This is a genomic window from Bifidobacterium miconis (assembly GCF_019331735.1).
Classification (GTDB): Bacteria; Actinomycetota; Actinomycetes; order Actinomycetales; family Bifidobacteriaceae; genus Bifidobacterium; species Bifidobacterium miconis.
Genome location: NZ_JAHBBH010000003.1, coordinates 99329 through 124071, shown reverse-complemented (window position 1 = coordinate 124071; position 24743 = coordinate 99329). Strand labels below are relative to the sequence as shown.

Genomic DNA, 24743 nt, shown 5'->3' with positions numbered 1-24743 from the left:
ATCACTCCGCGGTGGGTGAATCCGGCGAATCGGATGAATCGTCCGAGTCGCCGGATTCGTCGCCGGCATCCTCTTCGAGAAGCTTGCTGAGCTCGGCGTCCCAGTCGATGCCGCCGGAGGGCGTGCCGGACAGCCCCGCATCGGATGCGGATCCGTTGGTTCCTGCAGGATGCGCGGATCCGTCGGCGGTTGGGTCGTCGCCGTTCGGCGTGGCCGGCGTGGCCGAAGCGGTGGTGGCATCGGCGCCGGTGACGGCGGTGCCGGGAACGGCCGGACTGCCGGTGGGCGAACCGGTCGCCGGCGCCGGCGTGGCGGCGGCGTCATCGGGCAGAGCCGGCAGCAGATCGGGGTGCGACCACTTCGCGTCGCGGGCCTCCGGGCCTTCCGTGGCGCCGAGCTTCTCCCACACGGCCGCGGCCTCGCGCATCCGCTTCGGGCGCAGCTCCAGTCCGAGCAGCGACTCGAACGTGCGCTCCGCCGGGCCGCCGATCGCGCGCTCGCGGCGCATCATCTCGCGCAGCTGTTCGATATGCGGAATGTGCGCCATGCCGGCGCGCCACGTCACGCAATCAACCCAGCCTTCGACCAAGGCGAGCATCGTCTCGAGCGAGGCGAGCGCCTCCTTCTGCTCCGGCGTGTCCGCGATGCCGACCTTCGTCAGGTTCACCGCGCCGGAAATCGCCTCCGGATCCATCGCCGTCGCCTCGCGCAGTTGCTCCTCCATCGCGTCCAGATCGATGTCCACGCCGCGCGCGTACTTGCCGATGAGCGCCTCGAACCGCGGCATCAGCCACGGCACGGACGCGAACAGGCGCGCGTGCGCCATCTCGCGCAGCGCGAGGAACGACATCACCTCGTCGGTCGGAATGTCGAGCGCCTTCGCGTACTCCTCGACGTTCTGCGCGATCAGGCCGCCCGCCGGATTCGACAGCAGCGCGATGCCCTGATCGAAGCTGCCGTGCACCTCGTGCGAGAGCTTGCCGGCCGCCTGCCCGAGCTGCATCGCGAACGACGTGTTGCCCAGCAGCTTGATCAGCTGCGCCGGATCCTTCATGCCGTCCGGGATCGGAATCGGCACCGGGCCGGCGAACATGCCCGAAATCTCGCCGTTGAACGCGTCGCCGAGACGCTCCGAAATCACCGAGGCCAACGCGTTGTTCATCGACTCGGCCACGGGCGCGGCGAACTTCGCCCACGCGTCGATCGTGCCCTCGACCCAGCCGGCGCGCGTGAGCACCTGCGGCTCGCCCGCGGCCGGATTCATCTCGCACGCCGTGTCCAGCCACAGGTTCGCCTCGCTCATCGCGCGGCGGGCCGCCTCGCCGGTCACCGCGCTCACCGTCGCCTGCGAACCTTCGCCGTTCGCCTGCTGCAACGCGATCGAACGCGCCAACTTCACGTTGATCGGACCGGCCGCGACCGTCTGCTGCATGTCGCTGACCGAATTGAGCCCGCCCGCGGTGAACGCCTGCATCAGCGACTGCACTTCGGCCGGTTTCGGCAGCTTGCTCGGATCCTGGTTCATCAGCTGCTCGCGGATCGGCTCAGGCAAGTTCTCGAGCTGCTTGTAGGCCATCTCGCCCTGGATCGTGCCGAAGCACTCGATCAGCCACTGGTGGATTGCGTTGTCGTCCATAGTCCGTTCCCTGCCTCATGTGTTAACGTCGGTTGGTTCCATAGTATGGGAGGTATGCCGATAATGCACCAGAAACGCCAGTCTCACGCCAAAGGCATATTCGACGGCGACGCCGCGCAGGCCGAACCGGACGCCGTTCCCAACGCAACGGAACCGGACGCCGAGGATGCGCGCGACGACGGCGATGCCGAGCCGCCGCGACCGAATCGACGCGGCCTGCGGCAGCGCATCGCAGGCGTGCCCGGCGCCGTCCGCGCGTGGCTGGAACCGTATCGCGGCCTGGATCCCAAGTACTTCACCGGCACCGTCGCCGTGCTGCTGTCCGTCATCGTCCTGTGCCTGCCCAGCGCGTACGCGGTCGAAGGCCCCGGGCCGACCGCCGACGTGCTCGGCGAAACCGACGGCAAGCAGGTCATCGCCGTCACCGGCGCGACGACGCACGAGGACAAAGGCAAGCTGCTGCTCGTCACGGTCAACGCGTCCGGCGTGCCGGGCTATCCCGTCACCAACCTGCAGACGGTGTACGCGTGGCTCGACCCGCACCAGACCGTGATGCCGCAGGAAGCCGTGGTGCCGGTCGGCCAGACCGCCGAGGAGTACAAGAAGGAAAGCAGCAAGGAGATGAGCTCCTCGCAGGACACGGCCACCGCGGCCGCGCTCGCGTACGCGAAGAAGCTCGGCGTGGACACGGACGGTGTGAAGGTGACCATGCACGTCGACGACATCGGCGGCCCGTCGGCCGGCATGATGTACGCGCTCGGCCTGATCGACAAGCTCACGCCGGAGAACGAGACCGGCGGCAAGACGATCGCCGGCACCGGCACGATGTCGAAGAACGGCAAGGTCGGCGCGATCGGCGGCATTCGGCTCAAGATGCTCGGCGCGAAGCGCGACGGCGCGACGTGGTTCCTCGCCCCCGAGTCGAACTGCGACGAGGTCGTCGGACACGTGCCGTCCGGGCTGCGCGACGTGAAGGTCGCAACGCTGGACGACGCATACCGGGCGCTCGTGGCGATCGGCAAGGGCGAAGGGGAGACGCTGGCGCACTGCATGGCCAAGTGACGTCGCGTCCGATGCGGGACGGCGACGCCGGGACGTTGCCCGCGGCCCGCGGCCGTTTGCCGCACCAGCCAATGACTGGCACCACACGACCCGCGTTGCGCCGATATGGTCGGGGCTGGCGAGACGTTGCGGCCCGCGACGCGCCGTGGACCGTTAACGTTGCTGTTCGCCGCTTCTTGGTATTGTGTGATGCGTGAATCAAACGGCATCTGCTAACGCTGAAGAATTCGGATTCCACAAGGGCGACTTCGTCCAGGAATGGTTGTGGGACGACGACGTGGACGATTCCGTCCGCGCCGAAATCGAAGGGTTGACCGGCGAGGAACTGGTCGACGAGGACTATGATTCCGCCGTCGACGGCGTGATCATCTGGTGGCGCGACGGCGACGACGAGGACGAGCTGTCCGACGTGATCGTCGATGCCTACGCCGTTCTCGGCGACGACGGCCCGCTGTGGGTGCTCACCCCGAAGCCGGGCCGTCCGGGCGCGGCAAGCTCCAGCACCGTGCAGTCCGCCGCGAAGACCGCCGGCATGAACGCCGCGACGCCGCTGACCGTCAGCAAGGACTGGAACGGCATTCAGCTGCGCGCCTTCGGCAAGGGCCGCTGAACCGCATGAACACGTTGAAGGCCGTCGGGATGATCCGGCGGCCTTCGTCATATCCGCATGCGCGCGAAAGCGAGCCCGCGGGATGCCCGTGACGTGGGCGGAATGTGGGAGGAGGCTGTCTGAAAACGAGAAAACCGGCGGAATTCCGCCGGTTTTTGAGGGTGGGCGATGAGGGATTCGAACCCCCGACATCCACCGTGTAAAGGTGGCGCTCTAACCAACTGAGCTAATCGCCCGCAACGAACCGCACACTACACGGCCGCTTCGACGCGAACGGCGGAAGGGGATGCCGGCCGAACCGGTTTTCGGCGGTATCAGGCCGAGAACGTCGACAACAAATCGGCGCGTCGCATCGCGTTCCGGCCCGGCGGCGCTGATGGCGCCGCGGTCGGCGTCGCAAGCGCAACGTACAGTAAAACCGTATGCAACTATCCGTAGGAGGTCGATATCGATGGCGCAGGAACCTGATGCCGGACGAGGCGGGGCGTTGATCGCGCGCGCGGGAAAGCGGAAGCTCGGCTACGATACCGGTCAGGTCGACGCGTTTCTGGACCGGGCGCACGCCCTGTACGACAGCGACGAATCGGCGTTGACGCAGCGCGACATCCAGAACGTCTCCTTTGATATGGCGAAGGACGGGTACGACATCGCCCAGGTCGACGCCGCATTGTCCCGTCTCGAACGCGCGGTGGTGGACCGGCAGACGGCCACGCAGATCGCCGATCAGGGCCGCGTGGCATGGCGCGCGCAGACCGAGGACCTGTACCGACAGATCGCGAATCACGTCTCCCGCGCGCACAGGGCGCGCTTCCAGGACGGTCAGAAGAAGACCCCGTCCTACGACCGCAAGCAGGTCGACCGTCTCATCGACAACATCGTCGACAAGGTCGCCGCCGAACTTGCGGTGGACGGCGCGCGCCGGCAGGACGTCGACAAATTCAAGAACGTCACCTCCGCTTCGGTCAGCAGCGCGATCTTCACGCAACGCAAGGGCAAGGCCGGCTACGACGAACGTCAGGTCGACTATTTCCTCAACGCGTGCGTGCAGCTGCTGAGCCGTCTCGAATCGTTTGCGCGCGTCGCGGACCTTGACCGCGACGACGTCGCGGCGCCGTCCGCCGCGCGTTCTGCGCAGGGCGTCTCTCCGCTGATCCCGTCCCCGGACGCGCCAAGGCCGTCGACGGGCGCAACGGACGACGCCGCCAAGACCGAGGCCGAATCCTTCGACGCGCTGCACAAGGCGGAACAGGCCATTTTCGCCCCGGCCCCGGCCTCGCCGGTCATCCCCGCCGCGGCCTCGGCGGCCCCGGCAACCACAACGGCTGCGACGGTCGTGCCTCCGGCACCGGAACCCGCGGCGGCGCCCGCTCCGGCGCCTGCGGTCCCCGCGGCCCCCGTGCACGTCGCCCAGCCCGTTTCCGAGCCGGCCGCACCGATTCCGTCGCCCGTTACGCCCGTCGTATCCGCCGCGCATGATGCGCATGATGCGACCGCCGAACCTGCCCCGGCCCTGGCCGTTCCGGCCACATCGTCCGTCGAACCCGAAGCTGCCGAAACCCCGGCCCCGGCTCCGGCCGAACCGTCGTCGGCTCCTGCCGGTTCGTCACTGGCCCAGCTGGCGCACATCGTCGAAGTGTCCCAAGAGCGTGCCGCGCAGTCCGCCCCGACGGCGTTTCGCCCGAGCGTGCCGTCGCTGGACCTGCCGAGCGTTCCTGACGTGCATGTCATGGCGGCCGCCGCCTCCGCCGTCTCCGCCTCCGCGGAGCACGAACCGGTCGCGGCAGAGAGCCCGGCCGCTCCGGCGGCCCCGGCGACTTCGCCCGCAACGGCCTCCTCGACCCGGCCGGCGGCACAGCCCCCCGTCGTGCAGCCCGCGGTCGTGCAGCCGGGCGGCAAGCCGAAGCAGCACAACGACACGAACCTGCACACGCTGTTCCCGCAGATCGAAGAGAACATCGACGTGGAGATTCCGGATCTGTCCTTCCCGTCGCTGTACGGCGACGACCAGCCGAAGAAGAAGGCGCAGTGAACCAGCTCAAAACAGTCGTCATTCTCGGATCCACCGGATCCATTGGCACGCAGGGCCTCGACGTCATCTCGCGCCATCCCGAACGCTTCGTCGTTACCGGTCTGGCCGCGGGCGGCGCGCACGTCGACCTGCTCGCCCAACAGGCGGCGCGGTTCCACGTGCCGCAGGTCGCCGTCTACGACAAGGCGGCCGCCAAGCCGCTGCGCGAGGCGCTCGACGCGGCCGGCGCCAAGGACACCACCATTCAGGCCGGTCCCGAGGCCGTCATCGAACTGGCCGGCAGCGGGGCCGCCGTCGTGCTCAACGGCATCACCGGATCCATCGGACTCGAACCGTCCATCGCCGCGCTCAAGGCCGGCTCCCAGCTGGCGCTCGCCAACAAGGAGTCCGTCGTGGCCGGCGGCCATCTGCTGTTCGGCGCGCAGACGCGCGACGACCAGATCAATCCGGTCGACTCCGAACATTCCGCGATCTGGCAGTCGCTGCGCGCCGGCACGCACGGCGAGGTCAGCAGGCTCGTCGTCACCGCGTCCGGAGGCCCGTTCCGCGGGTGGAAGCGCGCCGACATGGCCGACATCACACCTGAACAGGCATTGAACCACCCGACGTGGCACATGGGCCCGGTCGTCACCATCAACTCGTCCACGCTCATGAACAAGGGCCTCGAAGTCATCGAGGCGAGTCGGCTGTTCGACATCGAGCCGGACCGCATCGCCGTGACCGTGCACCCGCAGTCTATCGTGCATTCGATGGTCGAATTCCGCGACGGCGCGACGATCTGTCAGGCGTCGCCGCCGGACATGCGCCTGCCGATCGCGCTCGGCCTGTCCGCGCCGGATCGTCTCGGCAACGTGGCGGCCGCCTGCGACTGGACCAAGGCCGCGCAGTGGACGTTCGAGCCGCTCGACGACGAGGCGTTCCCCGCCGTCTCGCTGGCACGCCACTGCCTCAAGGCCTCCGAAAAGCATACGGCCGTGCTCAACGCGGCCAACGAGCAGGCCGTGCACGCGTTCCTCGGACACCGGCTGCCGTATCTCGGCATCGTCGACACCGTCAGGGAGGTGCTCGACGAGATGGACGCCGAACTGCGCGGCAATCCGCTGTTCGCATCCGTGGAGGAAATGAGCCGACTCGAGCTGGAAGCCCGCCGTCGTGCGGACGATCTGATAAACAGGCAGTAGTCGATATCGTGAATACGGGCCGTGCGGTTGCCGCCGGCCCGTAACTATGAGACGCGTAGGGGAACGAATCAGAACATGAACACGCCGAACGCCGAATCCACCACCCTTCAGCCGCCCGCCGGCAAGCCGTTCCGCAAAACCGGCGATCCGGTCGAGCTGACCAGCGAATCGCCGCTGCACCCGCGCCGCAAGTCGCGCCGCATCATGGTCGGTCCCGTGCCGGTCGGCGGGGGAGCGCCCATCAGCGTGCAGTCGATGACCAACACGCTCACCGCAAACGTCGGCGCCACGCTCCAGCAGATCGCCGAGCTGACCGCCGCCGGTTGCGACATCGTGCGCGTCGCCGTGCCGAGCCAGGACGATGCGGACGCGCTGCCCGAGATCGTGCGCAAGTCGCCGATCCCGGTCATCGCCGACATCCACTTCCAGTCCAAGTACGTGTTCCAAGCCATTGACGCGGGCTGCGCGGCCGTGCGCGTCAACCCGGGCAACATCCGCAAGTTCGACCAGGTCGGCCCCGACATCTGCAAGGCCGCGACCGACGCGGGCATCTCGCTGCGCATCGGCGTGAACGCCGGCTCGCTCGACAAGGACCTGTACGCCAAGTACGGCGGCCCCACCCCGGAGGCGCTCGTGGCCAGCGCGCTCAAGGAGGCGCGCATGTTCGAGGACGTCGGCTTCCACGACTTCAAGATCTCCGTCAAGCACCACGACGTGATCACCATGGTGCAGACCTACCGTCTGCTCGCCTCGAAGGGCGACTGGCCGTTGCACCTCGGCGTCACCGAAGCCGGCCCGGCATGGCAGGGCACCATCAAGTCGTGCCTCGCGTTCGGCGCGCTGCTCGCCGAGGGCATCGGCGACACGATCCGCGTGTCGCTGTCCGCACCGCCGGTCGAAGAGGTGAAGGTCGGCTGCAAGCTACTCGAATACATGGGCCTGCGTCCGCGCAAGTTCGACATCATCTCCTGCCCGAGCTGCGGCCGCGCGCAGGTGGACGTGATCCAGCTTGCCTCCGCCGTGACCGAAGGCCTGAAGAACATCACCGCGCCGATCCGCGTGGCCGTCATGGGTTGCATCGTCAACGGCCCGGGCGAGGCTCGCGAGGCCGACCTCGGCGTGGCGTCCGGCAACGGCAAGGGACAGATCTTCATCAAGGGCAAGGTCGTCAAGACCGTGCCCGAGGACCAGATCGTCGACACGCTGCTCACGATCGCCAACGACATCGCCGCGCAGATGGAGGCCGACGGCAAGGTGCCGGCCGGCTCCACCGGCCCGGTCGTCGTGCCGATCCAGCATCCGAACCGGTAGGAGCGGTACCGCGCTATGCGCGGTGCCATGTTGCCTGGCACTGCGTGCCATGACGCTCCCTCGGTCAGCCTACGGCTGACAGCTCCCTCAGCCGAGGGAGCCGAGGCTCCGCCAGCATTGATGGCATTGAACGAACAACAGGGTTAGGCATTAGATGCAGGGATGGAACGCGTGACGCAGCGGGAGAAGATGGGGGAGTCCACGCAGCCGGCGCAATCGTGGGGCATCGGGCGCCGGCTCATGCTGCGCGTGCCGATATTCGTGATCCTGCTTGGCATCCTCGTCTATGTGTCCAACGCGACGACCGTATCGTGGAACAACGAACCGACCGGGCAGACCATCGCGTCGCTTGCCGCCGACACGGCCGTCACGTTCGACAATCCGCGCCACGTCACGCTGCATCAGGTCGGCGACTACGACGTGACCGAACGTACCATGTACGTCACGGCGACGCGGCCCGCGACCGGCGAGAAGCAGCGCATCCGCGTGCTCATCCGTGAGCCGAAACTGAAAACGGGCAACGGTGACGCGGGTGGCACCGACGATGCGAAGAACGGCACATCGCTTGGCACGAACGCCGCCAACGACGAGCAGTCCGGCGCGACCGTGCGATCGTCGCTCGATAATCTGCCCGGCGTCGTGTTCATGCACGGCGCCGGGCACGGCGGCACGCCGGACGACTCGTTCGGCGACGTCGCGACCAGCATGGCGTCGGCCGGATTCGTCACGGCCGTCATCGACAAGCCGATCTGGTCCACGAACGACGTGACGCGCGACTATCCCGCGTCCGCCGCAGCCTACGATCAGGTCGTCGACCTGCTGCGCGGACTGGACAACGTCGATTCCGCGCACGTCGGCATCTACGCGACCAGCGAATCGACGTGGATCTCCTCCTACCTGCTGCGACAGGATCCGAACATCGCGTTCCAGATCCTGCTCAGCCCGATGGTGTACACGCCGCGGCAGTCGCTCGGCTTCCTCGCCGCGCAGGACTTCGCGCTCGTCGGCGCCAACGACGGCTACCAGTCGATCGTGCGGCGCGTGTTCAGCGCGGACGCGACCGTGATCGGCCTGACCAACTTCGACCTTCCCGACGTGCCGAACACGGCCGCCTACTCGATCCCCACATTCGTCGCCTACGGCTCCAAGGACGTGATGACCGCGCAGGTCGAAGGCACCGAAACGATCTTCGACCTCGCGCGGCAGGCCGGCAACACGGACGTGACCGTGCGCGCCTATCCGATCGCGAACCATGTCATGCGCCTCGGCAGCGACGAGGAACCCGGCACGCCGTTCGCCGACGACTACGTGCGCGACCTGACCGACTGGGCCGTGGGCACCGTCGCGGGGCTCGTGCAGACCAGCGAGCGCGTCGCCGGCGACTCGCTCTACCAGTCGATCGCCGTGCCCGACGACCTGACCGCGCGCCGCGGCATGACCGTCTACGGGCTGATATTGCACGCGTCGATGCTCGTCATGGTGCTGGTCGACCTGATCGTGACGATCGCGGCCGCAATCGTCACGCTGCGGGCACGGCTGGGCCGCCGGCGCCAGCGCAATGCGCTCGGCTTCGCACACGGATTCGGCAACGCATTGCTGACCATGACCCTGACCACGCTGGCGACGCTGCTCCTGTTCGCCGCCGGACTCGGACAGGTCGTCATGGGCGTGGTGCGGCTCGCATGGGGCAGTGCGCCCGACGACGACCCGGGGCTCACGCAATGGAGCTGGCCGGTCATCCAGATCGTGTGCACGCTCGTCGTGTGGGCGTGGAGCGGCGTGTTCGCGCGGCTCATCGAAGTGGCCGCCTCGCGCGGCATGCTCCAATGGCCGCCGCGGGCCGGTTCGATCCGCGCCGTGGTCAGCGGGCGCGAACCGGTGCTCGCCTCCACGCGGCTCGGACGCGTGCTGTTCTGGATCACGGCCGCCACCATGCTGTACGTGCTGCTGTTCTTCGCGTTCTGGGGGCTGTTCGTGTACTGAGGGCGCGACCGAACAAGCCCGAACCGATTTCGAACAAGTCGAAAGGAGCCGACAGCATGCCGCTGTACCGAGACGAAGCCGTCGTCCTGCGCACCACCAAACTCGGCGAAGCCGACCGCATCATCACCATGCTCACGCGCTCCCACGGCAAAATCCGCGCCGTCGCCAAAGGCGCGCGCAAGGTCAAGTCGCGTTTCGGCGCCCGGCTCGAACCGTTCATGCGCGTCGACGTACTCGTCGCCGTCGGTCGTTCGCTCGACGTCGTCTCCCAAGCCGAATCGGTCGCCGCCTACGCCGCGCCCATCGCCGCCGACTACGACGCGTACGTGGCCGCCAACGTCATCGTCGAAACCATCGACCGGCTCGTGCCGACCGAGCACGAACGTGTGCCGGCGCAGTACCGGCTGCTCATCGGCGCGCTCAACGTGCTCGCCAAACACGCGCACGCCCCCCAGGCGATCGGCGACTCATACGTGATGCGCGCGCTCGCGCTCGCCGGCTGGTCGCCGCGGCTCGTCTCGTGCGTCGTGTGCGGCGAGCCGGTCGGGGCTCCCGCGTGGATGTCGGTCGCGTCCGGCGGCGTGATGTGCGAACGCGACCACACGCCTGACGCGCACCGGGTCGAACCGGCCGTGCTGCGGCAGTTCACGGCGCTCGTGCACGGCGACTGGAGCGTGCTGGACGGGCCTGTTGCCGAGGTTTCGGATGGGCTGCCGGATGGTCTGCCGAATGGTCTGCCGTCTCACACGACGGCCCGGACGATTTCGACGCATGACGGTCCATTGCTGCCGGCGACGCGGCGTCTGGTGGAGGAGTGGAGCGAGTACTACATGGAACGGCCGATTCGTTCGCTGCGCTTGCTAGATTAGCGGGTATGGCTTTTGAGAACGTCGACTACACGTCGCTGGACATTCCGGCGGCGCCCTTTTCCGACCCGTCCATCATCCCCGATTTTCCGAAGAACAAGGTGCCCCGCCATGTGGGCGTGATCATGGACGGCAACGGCCGGTGGGCCAAGCAGCGCGGCATGATCCGCACCAACGGGCATCAGGCCGCCGAGCCGGTGGTGTTCGACACGATCGCCGGCGCGATCGAAGCGGGCGTGCGCTACCTGTCGCTGTACACGTTCTCAACCGAAAACTGGAAGCGCTCCCCGCAGGAAGTGCGCTTCCTCATGGGCTTCTCGCGCGAGATCATCCACCGCCGCGTCGCGCAGATGGACGAGTGGGGCGTGCGCGTGCGCTGGTCCGGCCGCCGGCCGAAGCTGTGGAAGTCGGTGATCGACGAGCTGGAGATCGCGCAGGAGCGCACCAAGAACAACAAGGTCATCGACGTGGTGTTCTGCATCAACTACGGCGGCCGCGCCGAAATCGCCGACGCGTGCGCGGCGATCGCGCGCGAGGTGCGCGACGGGCGCATTTCCGGCGACCGCGTGACCGAAAAGATGATCGCCGATCACCTCTACCTGCCCGACGTGCCCGACTGCGATCTGGTGATCCGCACGTCCGGCGAGCAGCGGACCAGCAACTTCCTGCCGTGGCAGGCCGCCTACGCCGAGCTGGACTTTGTGCCCGAACTGTTCCCCGACTGCGGACGCGAGGTGCTGTGGCGGTCGATCGACCACTACATCCACCGCGACCGTCGCTTCGGCGGGGTGACCAAGTAGGGTTGCTTGGCTTTTAACGCGACGGGTTCTGACTACCCCTCAGTCACTTCGTGACAGCTCCCCTGACAAGGGGAGCCGAGAAAAGAAATGGGGCAGTCTCAATCCGATAAAGTGGTAAAGGTTGCAAGTTTTCTGGTTCCCGGGATTCGGTCCGACAATCCCGGGAACCAGCAGCCGCACAATAACGAACAAAGGCCGGAACCACATTGGCGTGATTCCGGCCTTTGGCATGTTCAACTGAACACGCTCCGGTTCCCGGGATTTTTGCGGGAAATCCCGGGAACCGGAGCTGGGCAGGGCGGGGAGACTACTCCAGCCCGATGGACTTGAGATGGTGGATCTTGAGCGCATCCACCTTGAGCGACCCGGACTCGGCCACCAGCTTGACCGCGCGCGGGCCTTCGGAGGCGTAGGCGTAGGAGCTCAGCACCTGATGGCCGTGGTTCACGTACACCTCGACCGAACCACGGTCCACGAACACGCGCAGCTCCAGCTTGCCGGTCAGCTCGTCCGCGTCGAGCGGCGCGGCGCGGTAGCCTCGGTCACCATTGCGCATCGCGCCGCGGTCGACCACCACGCGGCCGATCTGCTCATCGAAGCCGATCGCCGTATACGCGCCGTCGCCGGTCGCCTGCACGCGCAGGCCCGCACGCTCCGCGGTCGACGCGTCCAGGTCGATCGTCATCTCGATCTCCACGGCCTCGGCGTCGTCCAGCAGCACGCGCTCGCCGTCCTGCGGCAGTTCGATCGCGCCGAAATCGATCGTGTCCTCGCGTAAGGCCTCGACCTCCGCGACCGGCGCGGTGTGCAGATCGCCGCAGCGCGAGCCGAGCGTGATCTCGCGCGGGAGCGTGAGCTGGCCGCACCAGCCGTCGTCCTGCATCGGGACCGGCTCGATGAACGGGCTCATCCAGCCGTACATGATCTGGCGGCCGTCGCGGCCCGGCGTCTCGGTGTCGCCGGGAACCGTGTTGAACGACTGCGGCGCGTAGAAGTTGTGGCCGCAATCCCACAGGCGGAACTCGGATTCCGGCACGAACGCCTCGCCCGGCGTCCACGAGCCGATCATGTAGCCGGCGGCCGACGTGCTGTGGATCTCGAAGCCGCGCTTCTTCGCGCCCATCGCGGAGAAGCCGATGACCCACTTCTCGTTGCCCTCCGCGTCGCGGATCGGGAAGAAGTCGGGGCATTCGAGCATGAACACGTCCGGATCCGGATGTTCGAACAGCACGGTCCTGAACGTCCACTCGACCATGTCGTCGGACTCGTACAGCCACATCTGGCCGCGCTTGTCGGCCGAGCTCACGCCGAACGTCATCCACCACTTGCCGGCGGTCTTCCACACCTTCGGATCGCGGAAGTGATGGTCGACCTTGCCTTCGGGGCAGTCGATGATCATGCCGCGCTTGGTCTCGTGCGTCAGGTCGTCGTCGTCCGGCTCGGCGAGCATCTGCACCTGCCAGTCGCCGCCCGTGTTGTCCACACCGTTCGACCATCGGTGGCCGGTGTAGTAGAACTTGAGCTTGCCGTCGTCGCCGATGACCGCGGAGCCGGAGAACACGCCGTTCTTCTCCTGTTCGAGGCTCGGCGCGAACGCGATCGGCTCGCGGCGCCAGGTCACCATGTCGGCGCTGGAGACGTGGCCCCAGTGCATCGGGCCCCACTGGGAGCTGTACGGATGCAGCTGGTAGAAGACGTGCCAGCGGCCCTTGTAGAAGCACAGGCCGTTCGGATCGTTGATCCAGCCGCCGTTGGAGGCGATGTGGAACTTCGGGTACCAGCGGTTGTTGCGGGTGGCGGCGAGGGCCGCGACGCCGGCTTCCGCCTTGGCGAGCTCCTCGTCGTGGTCGGCGAACGGGGTGAGGGTCGGTTCGAATGCGCTCATCGTTGAGTGTCCTTTCCTGCTAGGTTGCGGATGCCGCCGGCGGCTGGCCGGAACACCCGTTGATTTGGATTGTAGGTGGTTTGCTGTGGTTGTGGGGGAGGCGGCGAGTCCCGCCGACCGGGCCCGGATTGTCTGCGGGCGCCGGCCGACAAGGGGAAGCGGGATCCGCCGCCGGTTGGCGCCCGGGCAAAAAGGGGAAGCCCGGGCGCCAAGTCTTGCATTGCCGTCGTCAGGCCTTGGCCGCGGCCATCGCGCGCAGCTGGCGGTCGGTGTGGAACGGGTCGCCGCCGACGTCCTGATCGTCCTTCTTGATGACGAAGAAGCCGTAGATGAGCGCCGCGAGCACGATCAGCGAGATCAGCCAGAAGGTGACGCGCGAACCCATGTCGTTGTTCGGCAGCAGCGTCTTCATCTGGCCGTGGAACCAGCCCAGCGGTGCGGAGAAGACGATCTGGCCGACCTGCGAGGCGATCTGGAAGCCGACCATGTACAGCGTGGCGGACAGCTTGGTGTCGAAGTGCAGCGTGAAGTAGCGGAACGCCGGCAGGCAGAACAGCGGCACCTCGATGGAGTGGAACAACTTGACGATGGAGACCATGACCGGGTCGTGGAACACGCCGCACAGGCCGATGCGGGCGAACATGACGAACGCGCCGAGCAGCAGCGAGTTGCGCACGCCGATCTTGCGCATGATGATCGGCACGACGCCCATCATCGCGGACTCGAGGAAGACCTGGAAGCCGTTGAGCGTGCCGTAGGTGGCTTGGCCGATTTCCGGGGTGGCGAACAGGTTACGGTAGTAGACGGGGAAGAACTGCTGGTCGAACACGACGTAGAAGGTGTTGGTGAACAGCATGAACACGACGAGCACCCACAGGGTCGGCATGCCGAGCACGGCGACCATTTCCTTGAACGTCGGGCCGGACTTCTCGGCCTGCGGGTCGGCGGCCTTCTTCAGCTCCTCCTTCTGCTCGACGGGCACCCAGAACGCGTAGATGCCGAGCATGGCGAGGCCGCAGATCGAGCCGACCCAGAAGTTGATCGTCGGGTTGACGTTGAACATGAAGCCGGCGCACAGCGCGACGATCGCGTAGCCGAAGGAGCCCCATGCGCGGGACTGGCCGTATTCGAAGTTGAACTTGCGGCTGTAGCGTTCGGTGACGGCCTCGAGCAGCGAGCAGGCGGCCATGAAGCCGGACGACAGCACGATCGCGCCGATCAGCGCGCCGATCCAGCGCACCGCGCCGCCGGCCATGAGCATCGGATGGTAGACGAACTGGACGAACGGCCCGACGAGCGCCGCGATGACGGAGATGACGATCACGAGGTTGCGCTTGATGCCGAGCTGGTCTTGGATCGCGCCGTACGCGAACATGATGAGCATGGTCGCCACGGAGTTGATGGAGTAGATCCAGCCGATTTCGGTGTCGCCCAGATTGAGCGACTCGAGCCAGATGCGGAAGAACGACCACCACACGCCCCACGAGCAGAAGAACATGAAGATGCCGAACGAGCTTTGCAGATAGGAGGGGTTCCTCCATGCGCGGTTTTGCGCTGCCATTGTTTCTCTTTCCCCCGAGACGGCCCGCTGCCGCGCGGTCCGTCGATGTGCCGTGTTGTGTGTCGGATGACTGCCGTAACGGTTTCCGTCGCGGGCTTCCGTGCCGCTCGTGAAGCCGTCACGGAAGCGATGATAGAACGTCAAACGATTTACGTCAATCGTTTGACGCTTGGCGTGTCGTTCACGCCGCGGGAGACGGGGCGCATAGCCGCGCCGACGATGATTGCGCTCGTCGGGATTGCGCAATGCCGACGAGCGATACGTGCGGCCGATGCCGGCATCGCGCGTCGCCAAAGCCGGCAGTTGACGACCGTCGATGCCGTGCGTCAGTCTCGCACGGACCCCTTCTCGATCAGCGTGCAGTGGATCTTCGCAGGCGCCGGCGTATCCAGCGGCGGCAGGGGGGCGGTGGTCGTCGGCGGGGTGAAATCCGCGAGGTCGCGGTCCTCGATCATCGACACCAGCTTCATCGTCGACCAGTAGCCCATCTCGTAATGCGGAAGCTCGACCGTCGTCAGCTGCGGATAGAACGTCTCCGCGAACACGCGGTGATTGTCCACGCCGACCACGGAGATGTCGCGTCCGACGGTCAGCCCGTGTCGGGCCGCGCACTCGTACACGTACCATGCGCGCGCATCGTTGAAGCAGAAGAACCCGTCCGGCCGCTTCCGGTCGAACAGGTCGCTCACCGCCTGCAACGCCGGCCCGTTGTTGAACACGTTCGTCACCAGCGATTCGTCGTATGTGCGTCCCGCGTCCTCGAGCGCGCGGCGATATCCCGCCAGACGCCCCTCCTGCGCGAGCATGGTCTCCGCGCACCCGACGTATGCGATGCGCTCGCAGCCGGCCCTGACGAGCCGGGACGTCGCGTCGTACGCGATGCGGAACTCGTCCGGCTCGATGCTCGGGTAGGAACCCTCCCGGTCGGTGGCGTCCACGAGCACCAGCGGATAGTCGCGCAGCACGTCCGGCACGTCGGTGTACCGGTTGGACATCTTCGCGTACATGAACCCGTCCACGCCGTAGCGCTTGAGCGCGGCGATCTCGCTGTCCTCGTTCGCGCGGCCCTCCGTGTTGACGGTGAGCAGCATGTAGCCGAGCGCGCTGGCCGCGTCCTGCGCACCGAGAATGATGCCGCCCGCGTACGGCGTGGTGGCGATCTGCTCGCTGACGAAGCCGAGGATGCGCGTCTTGCCGGTGCGCAGCGAGCGCGCGAGCGGGTTCGACTTGTAGCCGAGTCGCGCCGCCGTCTCGCGGATCGTCGCGGCGATTTCCGATTTGACGCGGCCCTCGTCGCGATGGTTGAGCACGAGGGACACGGTGGATACCGAAACGCCGGTTTGTTTCGCGATTTCCTTCATCGTCGTCATAGGTCAAACGATACACCGATGATGTTCGATTACGGGGGCGCGTCGGTGTGATCTCGGTGCGTGTCGCGTGAGCGTGCGCGTGAGTTGAGGATGTCTGTTCCATGCGGCGCGGATGATGCAAACGTATTCGCCTTGCAATGCGAAAACGTGACACGTTTCACAAAATGAAATGCTGAAAATGATGGCAATGCGGCGTTTCTGTCGCGACACGCTGCTATCGCGCGCGTGTAGGGCTCCCGATAGCATGGATGGGCCCCTTCCTCTTGAGGTAGTGCGGGGTATGCGGTGAACAGAGAGGAAGGTGCTCGAAGTGACTGCCGACAAACCGGTTCGATACGCGGCCGGCATCGCCGACAGGTTCGTGGATGCGGCCCAGCAGCGTCTTGCGCGCACCATGTACTGGCGTTCCGTGGTGAACGTCATGTTCATGGCCGCCGACGCGCTCATGTTCGTCATCGCCGTGCTCGCCGTGCAGCTGTTCCGCGACGATCTGCGCGACCTCAACGCCGCGCGCATCAACTGGCTCATGCCCATGATCGTCGGCGTGCTGTGCTCGGCCGTCATGTGGGTGGTCAGCCTGTCCGTCGCCGGCATCTACCACCGGCACGTCATGGGCGACGGCTATCAGGTCAACGTCATGATCCTCAAGGCCGGCATCATCTGCTGGTTCATCCAGTGCGCGTTCAGCTTCGTCGCCGACCTCGACCTCGCGCTGGCCGGCCTCAACCTCGCGCTGGCGCTCGGCGTGGTGCTCACCATGATCGAACGCATGGCGCTGCGGCCAGTCGTTGTGCGCACGCGCAACCGGCGCATGTTCTCCTACGCCACCGCCGTGGTCGGCTCGCCCGAGGGCATCCGCGACACGCTCGACTTCCTTGGGCAGCGCCAGCAGCTCAGCTATCATCCCGTCGTCGTATGCCCCATCCGCTGGAACGCACGCGATCGGCGCATCGAAGCCGACCGGTCGTGCGGCGCGGCGGACTTTACTTCGAACGGAACCCCGATCGCCGTCGTCGAATACGCGCCCGCCCGCTTCACCGGCAAACTCGCGGAAGCCGGCGTACAGACCGTCATGGTCTGCGACGTATTGCACCGCTTCTCCGACGCGTTCAACACGTTCTCCGTGCGCATGGAATCCATGGGCATGGAGGTCGCGCTCATCACCTCCGCGGCCGACGCCGCCGGACACGAAACGCAGATCCGCTCCATGCAGGACACCACCATCCTCACCCTGCGCCTGCCCCAATACTCGGCAGGTACGCGCATCGTCAAGCGCGTCTTCGACGTGGCGCTTTCCGTCATCGCGCTCGTCGCCTCCGCGATCGTCACCGTTCCCGTGGCCATCGCCATCAAGCTCACCGACGGCGGCCCCGTGTTCTACACGCAGCGGCGCATCGGGCTCAGAGGCGAACCGTTCGACATGATCAAATTCCGTTCCATGGTCGTCAATGCGGACGCGCTCAAGGCGCAGCTCGCCAAAGACAGCGGCCAGGAAGGCCGGTTCATCTTCAAAATGAAGGACGATCCGCGCATCACCCCCGTCGGCAAGTTCATCCGACGGTTCTCCATCGACGAACTGCCCCAGTTCATCAACGTGCTGCGCGGCGACATGTCCATCGTCGGCCCGCGGCCGCCGCTGCCCGAGGAACACGAACGCTACAACCAGATCTACGCCACGCGCATGCTCGTCAAGCCCGGCATCACCGGCCCATGGCAGGTCTCCGGCCGTTCCGACCTGAGCGCGGAGGAAAGCGAGCGGCTCGACGTCTCTTACGTGCAGAACTGGTCGATCGTCGGCGACATCGTGCTCATGCTGCGCACCGTATCGGCGGTCGCCATGCAACGGGGAGCGTACTAGCCCGCACCGCATCGCACGTCATTCACCGACCCATCCAATCCGCGCCGTGACAGCAACGGCCCCAACGACCTTCCCCACACCAACGACATGCAACACGGAACCCGCAACAGTAAGGAACAGCAAGTGACCATCGCAGACATCCTCCAAACGCTGAAGAAGCATCTCGTCGCGGAACTCGTGGTGCTGCTCGTCGTGCTGGCCGGCGGCTTCGTCTACGTCAGCCGCCAGACGCCCCAGTACACGGCCACCGCGCAAATGTTTGCCAGCTTCAACCACAACGTGAGCAGCTCCGGCGAGGAGACGTCCAAGCCCGGCTTCGCGCAGATCCAATCCGAATCCGACTACGTGACCTCCATGCTCGGCACGCTGCCCACACTTGTCACCACGCCGGCCGTGCTCGACCCGGTCATCGACCAGCTCGGCCTCGACACGACCGCGACCGCGCTCGCCGCGAACATCGCCATCGGCACGTCGTCCTCGTACTTCGTGAACATCGCGGTGAACGACACCGACGCGCAGCGCGCCGCCGACATCGCCAACGCGGTCGGCGAAAGCCTCAAGACTCAGCTGTCCGACGACTCGTACAGCTCCGAGAAAACGTACGTGCTCAGCTACCTCAACCTGTCCGTCGTCAAGGAGGCCACCGCGCCCGGCGAACCCAGCTCGCCCAACGTCAGGTCGTTCATGTTCAAAATGGCGCTCATCGCGCTCGTGGCGGCAGCCTGCGTCGGCATGACCATCGAAGTGCTCGACAGCCGCCTGCGCCAAATGGCCGACCTGCAGCGCATCGCCGACGCGCCCGTGCTCGGCACCGTCATGAAGGACGCCGAATTCCGCGCCGGCAAGCCCGTCGTGGTCGCCAACCCCTCCGGCAACGCCTCCGAAAGCATCCGCCGACTCGCGATCAACCTGTCGTTCGTCTCGCCTGACCGCACCAACCGCTCCAACGTGATCGTCGTCACCTCCAGCGGCGCCAACGAAGGCAAAACCACCATCGCCGTCAACCTCGCCGCGGCGCTCGCCGAGAACGGCGCCAAGGTGCTGCTCATCGACACCGACCTGCGCAAGCCGTCCGTCGCCAAGCAGCTCGGACTCGACGGCACCGTGGGACTCAGCCACCTGCTCACCGGGCAGGCGTCCTCCTCCGACGCCATCCAGCAGTACTGGAAGCCGAACCTGCACGTGCTGCCGGCCGGCGAGCAGACCACCAATCCAAGCATCCTCATCAACTCGAACGCCATGAAAACGCTGCTCGACAAGATCTCCGGACTCTACGACCACATCATCATCGACACCACGCCGCTGCGCGTCGCCAACGACGCCGCCGTGTTCGCCAAGGACGGCGCGCGTCTGCTGCTCGTCGCCAGCCAGGGCGTGACCATCAAGCGCCAGCTCAAGGACGCGGTGCAAGAGCTCGCCATGATCGACGTGACCGTGGTCGGCTCGGTGTTCAACCAGATGCAGGCGCGCAAGGGCGGCGACGATTACTACTACCACTACGGCTACTCCGGCAGGAACAAGGGACATAAGGGTCTCGAACTGCCGTCGTTCGGCAAGGACCAGTCATGAGCCGGCTGAGTGCGTGGCGGAGCATGGGCCGCACGGGCCGAGGCCGGGATGCAAGCCGAGGCATGGGCCGGCGGGATATGGGTCGGGACATGAACCGAAACGCGGCGCGCACGCGCGTGCTGCTCATCCAGGAGGCCATGGGTGGCTGCGGACGGCACGTGGTCGACCTCGTCAACGGGCTTGACCCGGAGCGCTTCGACGTGACCGTGGTCTACGGCACGTCGCGCATCGACGACTACTATCGCGCCGCACTGCCCAGCATGTCGGAACGCGCGCGCATGATCCCGTGCGCCGACCTCGTGCGCGACATCAGCCCGAAGCATGAAATGCGGGCGGTGCTGACCGTGGCGCGCGTCATGCGCGAATTCCGCCCCGACGTCGTCCACTGCCACAGTTCCAAGGCCGGCGTGATCGGCCGCGCCGCCGTGGCCCTGTGCGGCCGGTTCTGCGGTGTCAGGCGCGTGTTCTACACGCCGCACGCCTACTCGTTCCAGGCACCCGAATTCAGCGGGTCCAAGCATCTCGTGTTCGTCGCGCTGGAACGCTGGATGAGCCGGCGCATCACCGACACGACGTTCAACGTGTCGTCGGGGGAGCGGGACGCGGCGCTCGCCAAGCACGTCGACCGCCCGGACAAGTTCGAAGTCGTGTACAACGGCATCGCCGACGAGCCGGTACCGTCGCGCGCCGAGGCGCTTGCGGCGCTGGGGCTGGCCGGCGTGATTCCGGACGGGGCTCCCGTGGTGGGCGTGACCGCGCGGCTGGTCGAGCAGAAGGATCCGATGACGTCGCTCGGCGTGGTGCGCCGGGTGATCGCGCTGCGTCCGGACACGCACGTCGTGTACGTGGGCGACGGCCCGTTCGAGGACGAGATGAAACACTACTGCGCGGCGCACGGCATTGCCGACCGCGTGCATTTCGCCGGATACCGCACGGACGCCGAGCGCATCGTCGCCGCGTTCGACGTGTACCTGCTCACGTCGCTGTACGAAGGCATGCCGTATTCGCTGGTCGAAGCGCTGCGCGCCGGCGTGCAGATCGCCGCGACCGACACGGCCGGCAACGACGAGATCGTGCAGCCGATGGTCAACGGCATGCTGTTCCCCGTCGGCGACCCCGACGTCGGCGCTGGCGTGGTGGTCGACCTGATCGACCACCCGCTGCCGAAGGAACAGGTGCGGCGGACGTATCTCGACCGGTTCACCGTGGACCGGATGCTGGACACGATCAGCGCGCATTATCTGGGGAAGGCTGCGGCTGACGGCGGTGACGTTGCGGCTGGCGGAGCCGACGTTGCCGTTGACGGCGACGCTGTGGATGAGGCTGATACGGCGAACGACGGAAAGGACCTGCGATGATCCTGTTCAAGCTTTGGTACCACTTCACCGGACTGCTGCTCAAGGCACTGTACAAGCTCGTGTACGGTCGGCACATGCGCTGGGGGCGCAACTTCCACATGCGTAAGGGCTTTCAGGCAACCTGCGACCGCGCGGGCGGCGGCCGCACCGGCGACATCGTGATCGGCGACAACGTGTTCTTCAACAACGGGTGCGCCGTGCACGCGATGGAATCCATCACCATCGGCAGCGAGACGATTTTCGGCGAAAACGTGCGCATCTACGATCATAACCACCGCTTCGCCGACCCGACGCTCGCCATCAAGGAGCAGGGATATTCGACCGCGCCGGTGCATATCGGCTCGCACTGCTGGATCGGCTCCAACGTGACCATCCTCAAGGGCGCGAACATCGGCGACAACTGCGTGATCGGCGCCGGATGCGTCATCAGCGGCGACATCCCGTCCGGATCCGTGGTGCGCGCGGAAACCACGCTGCGCATCGACCCGGTGCGTGCGGCTCAGTCGGCGGGGACGACGCCCGGTGCCGTCGATCCTGCCGTCTCAGCCGTTGCCGCGGCTTCTTCCGAGGATTCCCCCGCGACGCCGACTCCCGTGTCTTCCGTGTCTTCCGCGGCACAGAGCCCCACCCGAGTGCTCGTGCTCGACACGGTCATGGACCGCGGCGGCGCCGAAACCATGATGATGAACTACCTGCGCCACATGGATCGCGGCAAGGTCACCTACGACTTCCTTGTCAACCGCGACTACCGCGCCGCCTACGAGGACGAGATCGAGGCGCTCGGCGGGCGCGTGTACCGCATGTGCCCAATGTACCCGCAGTATTTCGGCCGGTACAAGAAGGAGATCCGCTCGTTCCTCAAGGCGCATTCCGAGTATCGGATCGTTCATTCCAACCTGGAGGAGCGCAGCTACTTCGGCCTGCGCGAGGCGGCCAAGCTCGGCGTGCCCGTGCGCATCGCCCACGCGCACAACCGGCCCGTCGGATTCGACGTGAAATCCGTGTTCCGCGAATACTTCCGCCTGCGCCTGCCACGCTACGTGACGCACATGTTCGCATGCGGCGAGGAGGCGGGCGACTGGCTGTTCGGCGCGAAGAACCGTGGCCGCGTCATCCAGCAGCGCAACGCCATCGACACGTCGCTCTACCGGTACGATCCGGCGGTCGCCGCTAAAGTGCGCGCCGAATTCGGAGCGGGCTCCGACACGTTCGTGCTCGGCCATGTTGGTCGGTTCTTCCCGCAGAAGAACCACGAGTTCCTCATCGACATCTTCGCCGCGCTGCACAGGATCCGCCCGAACAGCGAACTGTGGCTGGTCGGCGGCGGCGAACTGAACGACGAACTGAAGAATCGCATGCGGGAGAAGGTCGCCTCGCTCGGTCTCGACGACGCGGTGCGGTTCCTCGGCGTGCGCTCGGATGTGAACCGCATCATGCAGGGCATGGACGCGTTCGTGTTGCCCAGCCTGTTCGAGGGACTGCCCGTCACCATGATCGAGGCGCAGGCCGCCGGCCTGCCATGCACGATCTCCGACCGTGTGCCGGTCCAGTGCGACGTCACTGGCAACGTGCAGGTCGTGGCGTTGGACGCCGCTCCCGAAGAGTGGGCGAAGCGCATTCTCGCGCAGGCGGAATCGTATTACGGGAGCTGTGTGACCGTTGCCGGTGACGGTGCCGCGTACGCGGCCAAGCGCGAGCGTGGTCCGGAACTGGTCACCAAGGCCGGCTTCGACATCACGGCCAACGCCGAATGGCTGCAGCGATTCTATCTGGACGAACTGGCCAAGGCTGAACGCGGTTCCGCGTCTCGGGGCGTGCGTTCGTCGGCGGCCAATCCGTCCGCCCATGCAGAAACGAGCCGTCGATGAGCGCCACGATGACCCCCGCCGCCATTCGCGGCATGACCCGCACGGAGCGTCGCCGGCGCAGGTTCGCCCTCGAGACGCGCAACAAGAACACGCTCCTCGCACTCGTTGTGCCGGTGATGATCGCCGCCAAGATCATGGTGGCGTATGTGTTGCCGCCGAAGTATTTTTACGACAACAACCGCATTCTTGGGCAGGTCACCGGCAACGGTTTTATGCAAGCGTGGGGCGGTAGCTATGAGGTCGCCGCCGACCTGTTCCGCAGCGTCAACTTCTTCGCTCTGGAGACGATGGTTGACTGGTCGATCTGCCTGGGCATCATCTTCACGGCACTGGCGGTGCTCATGATCATCCGCGCCGACGCGCCCGACTTCCTGCAGTCACTGTTCGTCCTCGCGACCGTGGGACTGCTCAATATCTACATTTTCACGATCGGCAAGGATATCATCCAGTTCTCGTTCTTCCTCGCCGTGTACATGATACTGCTGTTGCCGATCGACAACTCGCTGGTGAAGATCCTGCTCAGCTGCGGTGTGCTGTATTACGAAAGCACGTTCTTCCGCGAATACTACGTGATGATCGCCGCGCTGATCCTCGCCGTGTATGTGATCCTCGCGCTCTTCCACAGTCGGCAGCAGCTGGGCGTCGGCTCTATGCTGATCATCATCGCGCTGCTGTTCGCAGTGATCTATGCGATGATGATGACTGCGCAGCGCATCATGCCGGATGAGTATCGGCAGATCATGGATCTGCGTGCCGGATACGACATTGCGTTCGGCGACAGCGCCGATTCGGCGACACTGATACTTAACCTGATTCCCGGCGACGGTTTGCCACTGTTCATGGTCAACTACGTCATCAACGCGTTCCGCATGATGATTCCGATCGAACTGGCCATGCGCGGCGTGTATTATCTCCCGTTCTTCGTGTTCCAGTGCATGGTGACCGCATACATGGTGAATCTGCTGCGCCAGATCAACAGGATCAACGATCCCACGCTGTTCCTCGCCTTGTGCGTGTTCCTTGGCTATGCGCTTGGCTCGTTCATCTTCGAACCGGATTTCGGCTCGTGGACCCGCCATGAGGCCGCCACGTTCCCGGTGTTGCACCTGCTCGTGCTCAACCGGTACCAGAAAGTGCCGCTCACGCAGGAGGAACGGTTGCTTGTGAAAGGACTCGACTCATGAACACCGCTGAGCTGATTCGTTCAGACTGTTTCCGCTATGCCGCGGCGTCCTCTCGCAAGGACATGCTGAACACGCGCATGATTCAGGAAGGGTTCAGGTTCACGTCGTTGCTGCGCAAGGCTCAAGCTCATCGCAGCGGATTGCTGCATGTATGGTATCGATTTCGGTTGTTGAGACTGTCCAAAAAGACCGGTTTCCAGATCGGATACGGCGCTCGCATTGACACCGGACTGTTCATCGGACATCGCGGCACGGTGATCGTGAACGGCGAGACCCGACTTGGCAGCAACGTGAACCTGAGTCCCGGCGTGGTGATCGGACAGGAAAATCGCGGCCGTCGCGCCGGTGTGCCGCGGATCGGCAACCGCGTGTGGTTCGGTTCCAACGCGGTCGTGGTCGGCGGCATCCGCATCGGCAACGATGTGCTCATCGCGCCGAACGCGTATGTGAACTTCGACGTGCCCGACCACAGCATCGTCGTAGGCAATCCGGCCCGCATCATCCATCGCGAGAACGCGACGCAGGGCTATTGCCACAATCTCGTCCCGGAACTGGTTCCTGACGAAGAGTACTCCGTAGCGGAAGGAGGAATCCGATGACCGGCTCCCGGCA

Annotated in this window: 18 protein-coding genes and 1 tRNA gene; 14 read left to right on the top strand and 5 right to left on the bottom strand. The window is 65.9% G+C overall.

The genetic code is table 11. The annotated features are described in order from the left end of the window. Nucleotide 1: 1 nt before the first annotated feature. Nucleotides 2–1636, bottom strand: coding sequence for a zinc-dependent metalloprotease (locus KIH79_RS01995; protein WP_219057849.1), 1635 nt, complete (start codon nucleotides 1634–1636; stop codon nucleotides 2–4). A 63-nt stretch (nucleotides 1637–1699) separates the two neighbouring features. Between KIH79_RS01995 and KIH79_RS01990 the strand changes: the two genes are divergently transcribed. Further along, nucleotides 1700–2698 carry a S16 family serine protease gene (locus KIH79_RS01990; protein WP_219057848.1) on the top strand — a complete coding sequence of 333 codons (999 nt, stop codon included), beginning with the start codon at nucleotides 1700–1702 and terminating at the stop codon, nucleotides 2696–2698. Nucleotides 2699–2891: 193 nt separating this feature from the next. Beyond that, entirely contained in the window at nucleotides 2892–3308 is a 417-nt protein-coding gene (locus KIH79_RS01985) for a DUF3052 domain-containing protein (RefSeq protein ID WP_219057847.1), read from the top strand. A 162-nt stretch (nucleotides 3309–3470) separates the two neighbouring features. Here KIH79_RS01985 and KIH79_RS01980 read toward each other — a convergent pair. Then, a tRNA-Val gene (locus KIH79_RS01980) sits at nucleotides 3471–3544 on the bottom strand. Between the two features lie 215 nt (nucleotides 3545–3759). Between KIH79_RS01980 and KIH79_RS01975 the strand changes: the two genes are divergently transcribed. The 6 genes from KIH79_RS01975 (at nucleotide 3760) to KIH79_RS01950 (ending at nucleotide 11478) form a co-directional block, all read left to right on the top strand. Continuing rightward, entirely contained in the window at nucleotides 3760–5337 is a 1578-nt protein-coding gene (locus tag KIH79_RS01975; RefSeq protein WP_219057846.1) for a DivIVA domain-containing protein, read from the top strand. Further along, complete coding sequence (gene dxr / locus KIH79_RS01970) at nucleotides 5334–6518, top strand: 1-deoxy-D-xylulose-5-phosphate reductoisomerase (RefSeq protein WP_219057845.1); 1185 nt, start codon at nucleotides 5334–5336, stop codon at nucleotides 6516–6518. The genes KIH79_RS01975 and dxr overlap by 4 nt, the downstream gene beginning before the upstream one ends. A gap of 75 nt (nucleotides 6519–6593) precedes the next feature. Further along, on the top strand, nucleotides 6594–7829 hold the full coding sequence (ispG, locus tag KIH79_RS01965) for a flavodoxin-dependent (E)-4-hydroxy-3-methylbut-2-enyl-diphosphate synthase (protein WP_219057844.1): 1236 nt from the start codon (nucleotides 6594–6596) through the stop codon (nucleotides 7827–7829). A gap of 162 nt (nucleotides 7830–7991) precedes the next feature. Then, nucleotides 7992–9812, top strand: coding sequence for an alpha/beta hydrolase family protein (locus KIH79_RS01960; protein ID WP_420829338.1), 1821 nt, complete (start codon nucleotides 7992–7994; stop codon nucleotides 9810–9812). A 56-nt stretch (nucleotides 9813–9868) separates the two neighbouring features. Further along, nucleotides 9869–10681: a DNA repair protein RecO gene (recO, locus tag KIH79_RS01955; RefSeq protein ID WP_219057843.1), complete on the top strand. Its 813-nt coding sequence runs from the start codon at nucleotides 9869–9871 to the stop codon at nucleotides 10679–10681. 5 nt (nucleotides 10682–10686) lie between these two features. After that, nucleotides 10687–11478, top strand: coding sequence for an isoprenyl transferase (locus KIH79_RS01950; protein WP_219057842.1), 792 nt, complete (start codon nucleotides 10687–10689; stop codon nucleotides 11476–11478). 307 nt (nucleotides 11479–11785) lie between these two features. On the opposite strand, the gene KIH79_RS01945 is transcribed toward KIH79_RS01950, so the two are convergent. The 3 genes from KIH79_RS01945 to KIH79_RS01935 form a co-directional block, all read right to left on the bottom strand. Beyond that, complete coding sequence (locus KIH79_RS01945) at nucleotides 11786–13363, bottom strand: glycoside hydrolase family 32 protein (protein WP_219057841.1); 1578 nt, start codon at nucleotides 13361–13363, stop codon at nucleotides 11786–11788. Nucleotides 13364–13592: 229 nt separating this feature from the next. After that, nucleotides 13593–14924: an MFS transporter gene (locus KIH79_RS01940; protein WP_219057840.1), complete on the bottom strand. Its 1332-nt coding sequence runs from the start codon at nucleotides 14922–14924 to the stop codon at nucleotides 13593–13595. A 326-nt stretch (nucleotides 14925–15250) separates the two neighbouring features. After that, the gene (locus KIH79_RS01935; protein WP_219057839.1) at nucleotides 15251–16294 is read right to left on the bottom strand and encodes a LacI family DNA-binding transcriptional regulator; all 1044 of its coding nucleotides are present in this window, start codon (nucleotides 16292–16294) and stop codon (nucleotides 15251–15253) included. A 310-nt stretch (nucleotides 16295–16604) separates the two neighbouring features. Between KIH79_RS01935 and KIH79_RS01930 the strand changes: the two genes are divergently transcribed. The 6 genes from KIH79_RS01930 to KIH79_RS01900 all read left to right on the top strand — a co-directional run bounded on the left by KIH79_RS01930 (nucleotide 16605) and on the right by KIH79_RS01900 (nucleotide 24730). Then, on the top strand, nucleotides 16605–18152 hold the full coding sequence (locus KIH79_RS01930) for a sugar transferase (protein WP_338023104.1): 1548 nt from the start codon (nucleotides 16605–16607) through the stop codon (nucleotides 18150–18152). A 123-nt stretch (nucleotides 18153–18275) separates the two neighbouring features. Further along, nucleotides 18276–19721, top strand: coding sequence for a tyrosine-protein kinase domain-containing protein (locus tag KIH79_RS01925; RefSeq protein ID WP_219057838.1), 1446 nt, complete (start codon nucleotides 18276–18278; stop codon nucleotides 19719–19721). An 89-nt stretch (nucleotides 19722–19810) separates the two neighbouring features. Beyond that, nucleotides 19811–21079 (top strand): glycosyltransferase, encoded by a 1269-nt coding sequence (locus KIH79_RS01920; RefSeq protein WP_219057837.1) that lies wholly within the window; start codon nucleotides 19811–19813, stop codon nucleotides 21077–21079. Further along, nucleotides 21076–22947, top strand: coding sequence for a glycosyltransferase (locus tag KIH79_RS12735; RefSeq protein ID WP_236023530.1), 1872 nt, complete (start codon nucleotides 21076–21078; stop codon nucleotides 22945–22947). The genes KIH79_RS01920 and KIH79_RS12735 overlap by 4 nt, the downstream gene beginning before the upstream one ends. Further along, nucleotides 22944–24131: a hypothetical protein gene (locus tag KIH79_RS01905; protein ID WP_219057836.1), complete on the top strand. Its 1188-nt coding sequence runs from the start codon at nucleotides 22944–22946 to the stop codon at nucleotides 24129–24131. Before KIH79_RS12735 ends, KIH79_RS01905 begins: the two co-directional genes overlap by 4 nt. Continuing rightward, nucleotides 24128–24730 (top strand): serine acetyltransferase, encoded by a 603-nt coding sequence (locus KIH79_RS01900; protein ID WP_219057835.1) that lies wholly within the window; start codon nucleotides 24128–24130, stop codon nucleotides 24728–24730. Before KIH79_RS01905 ends, KIH79_RS01900 begins: the two co-directional genes overlap by 4 nt. Nucleotides 24731–24743: the final 13 nt, after the last annotated feature.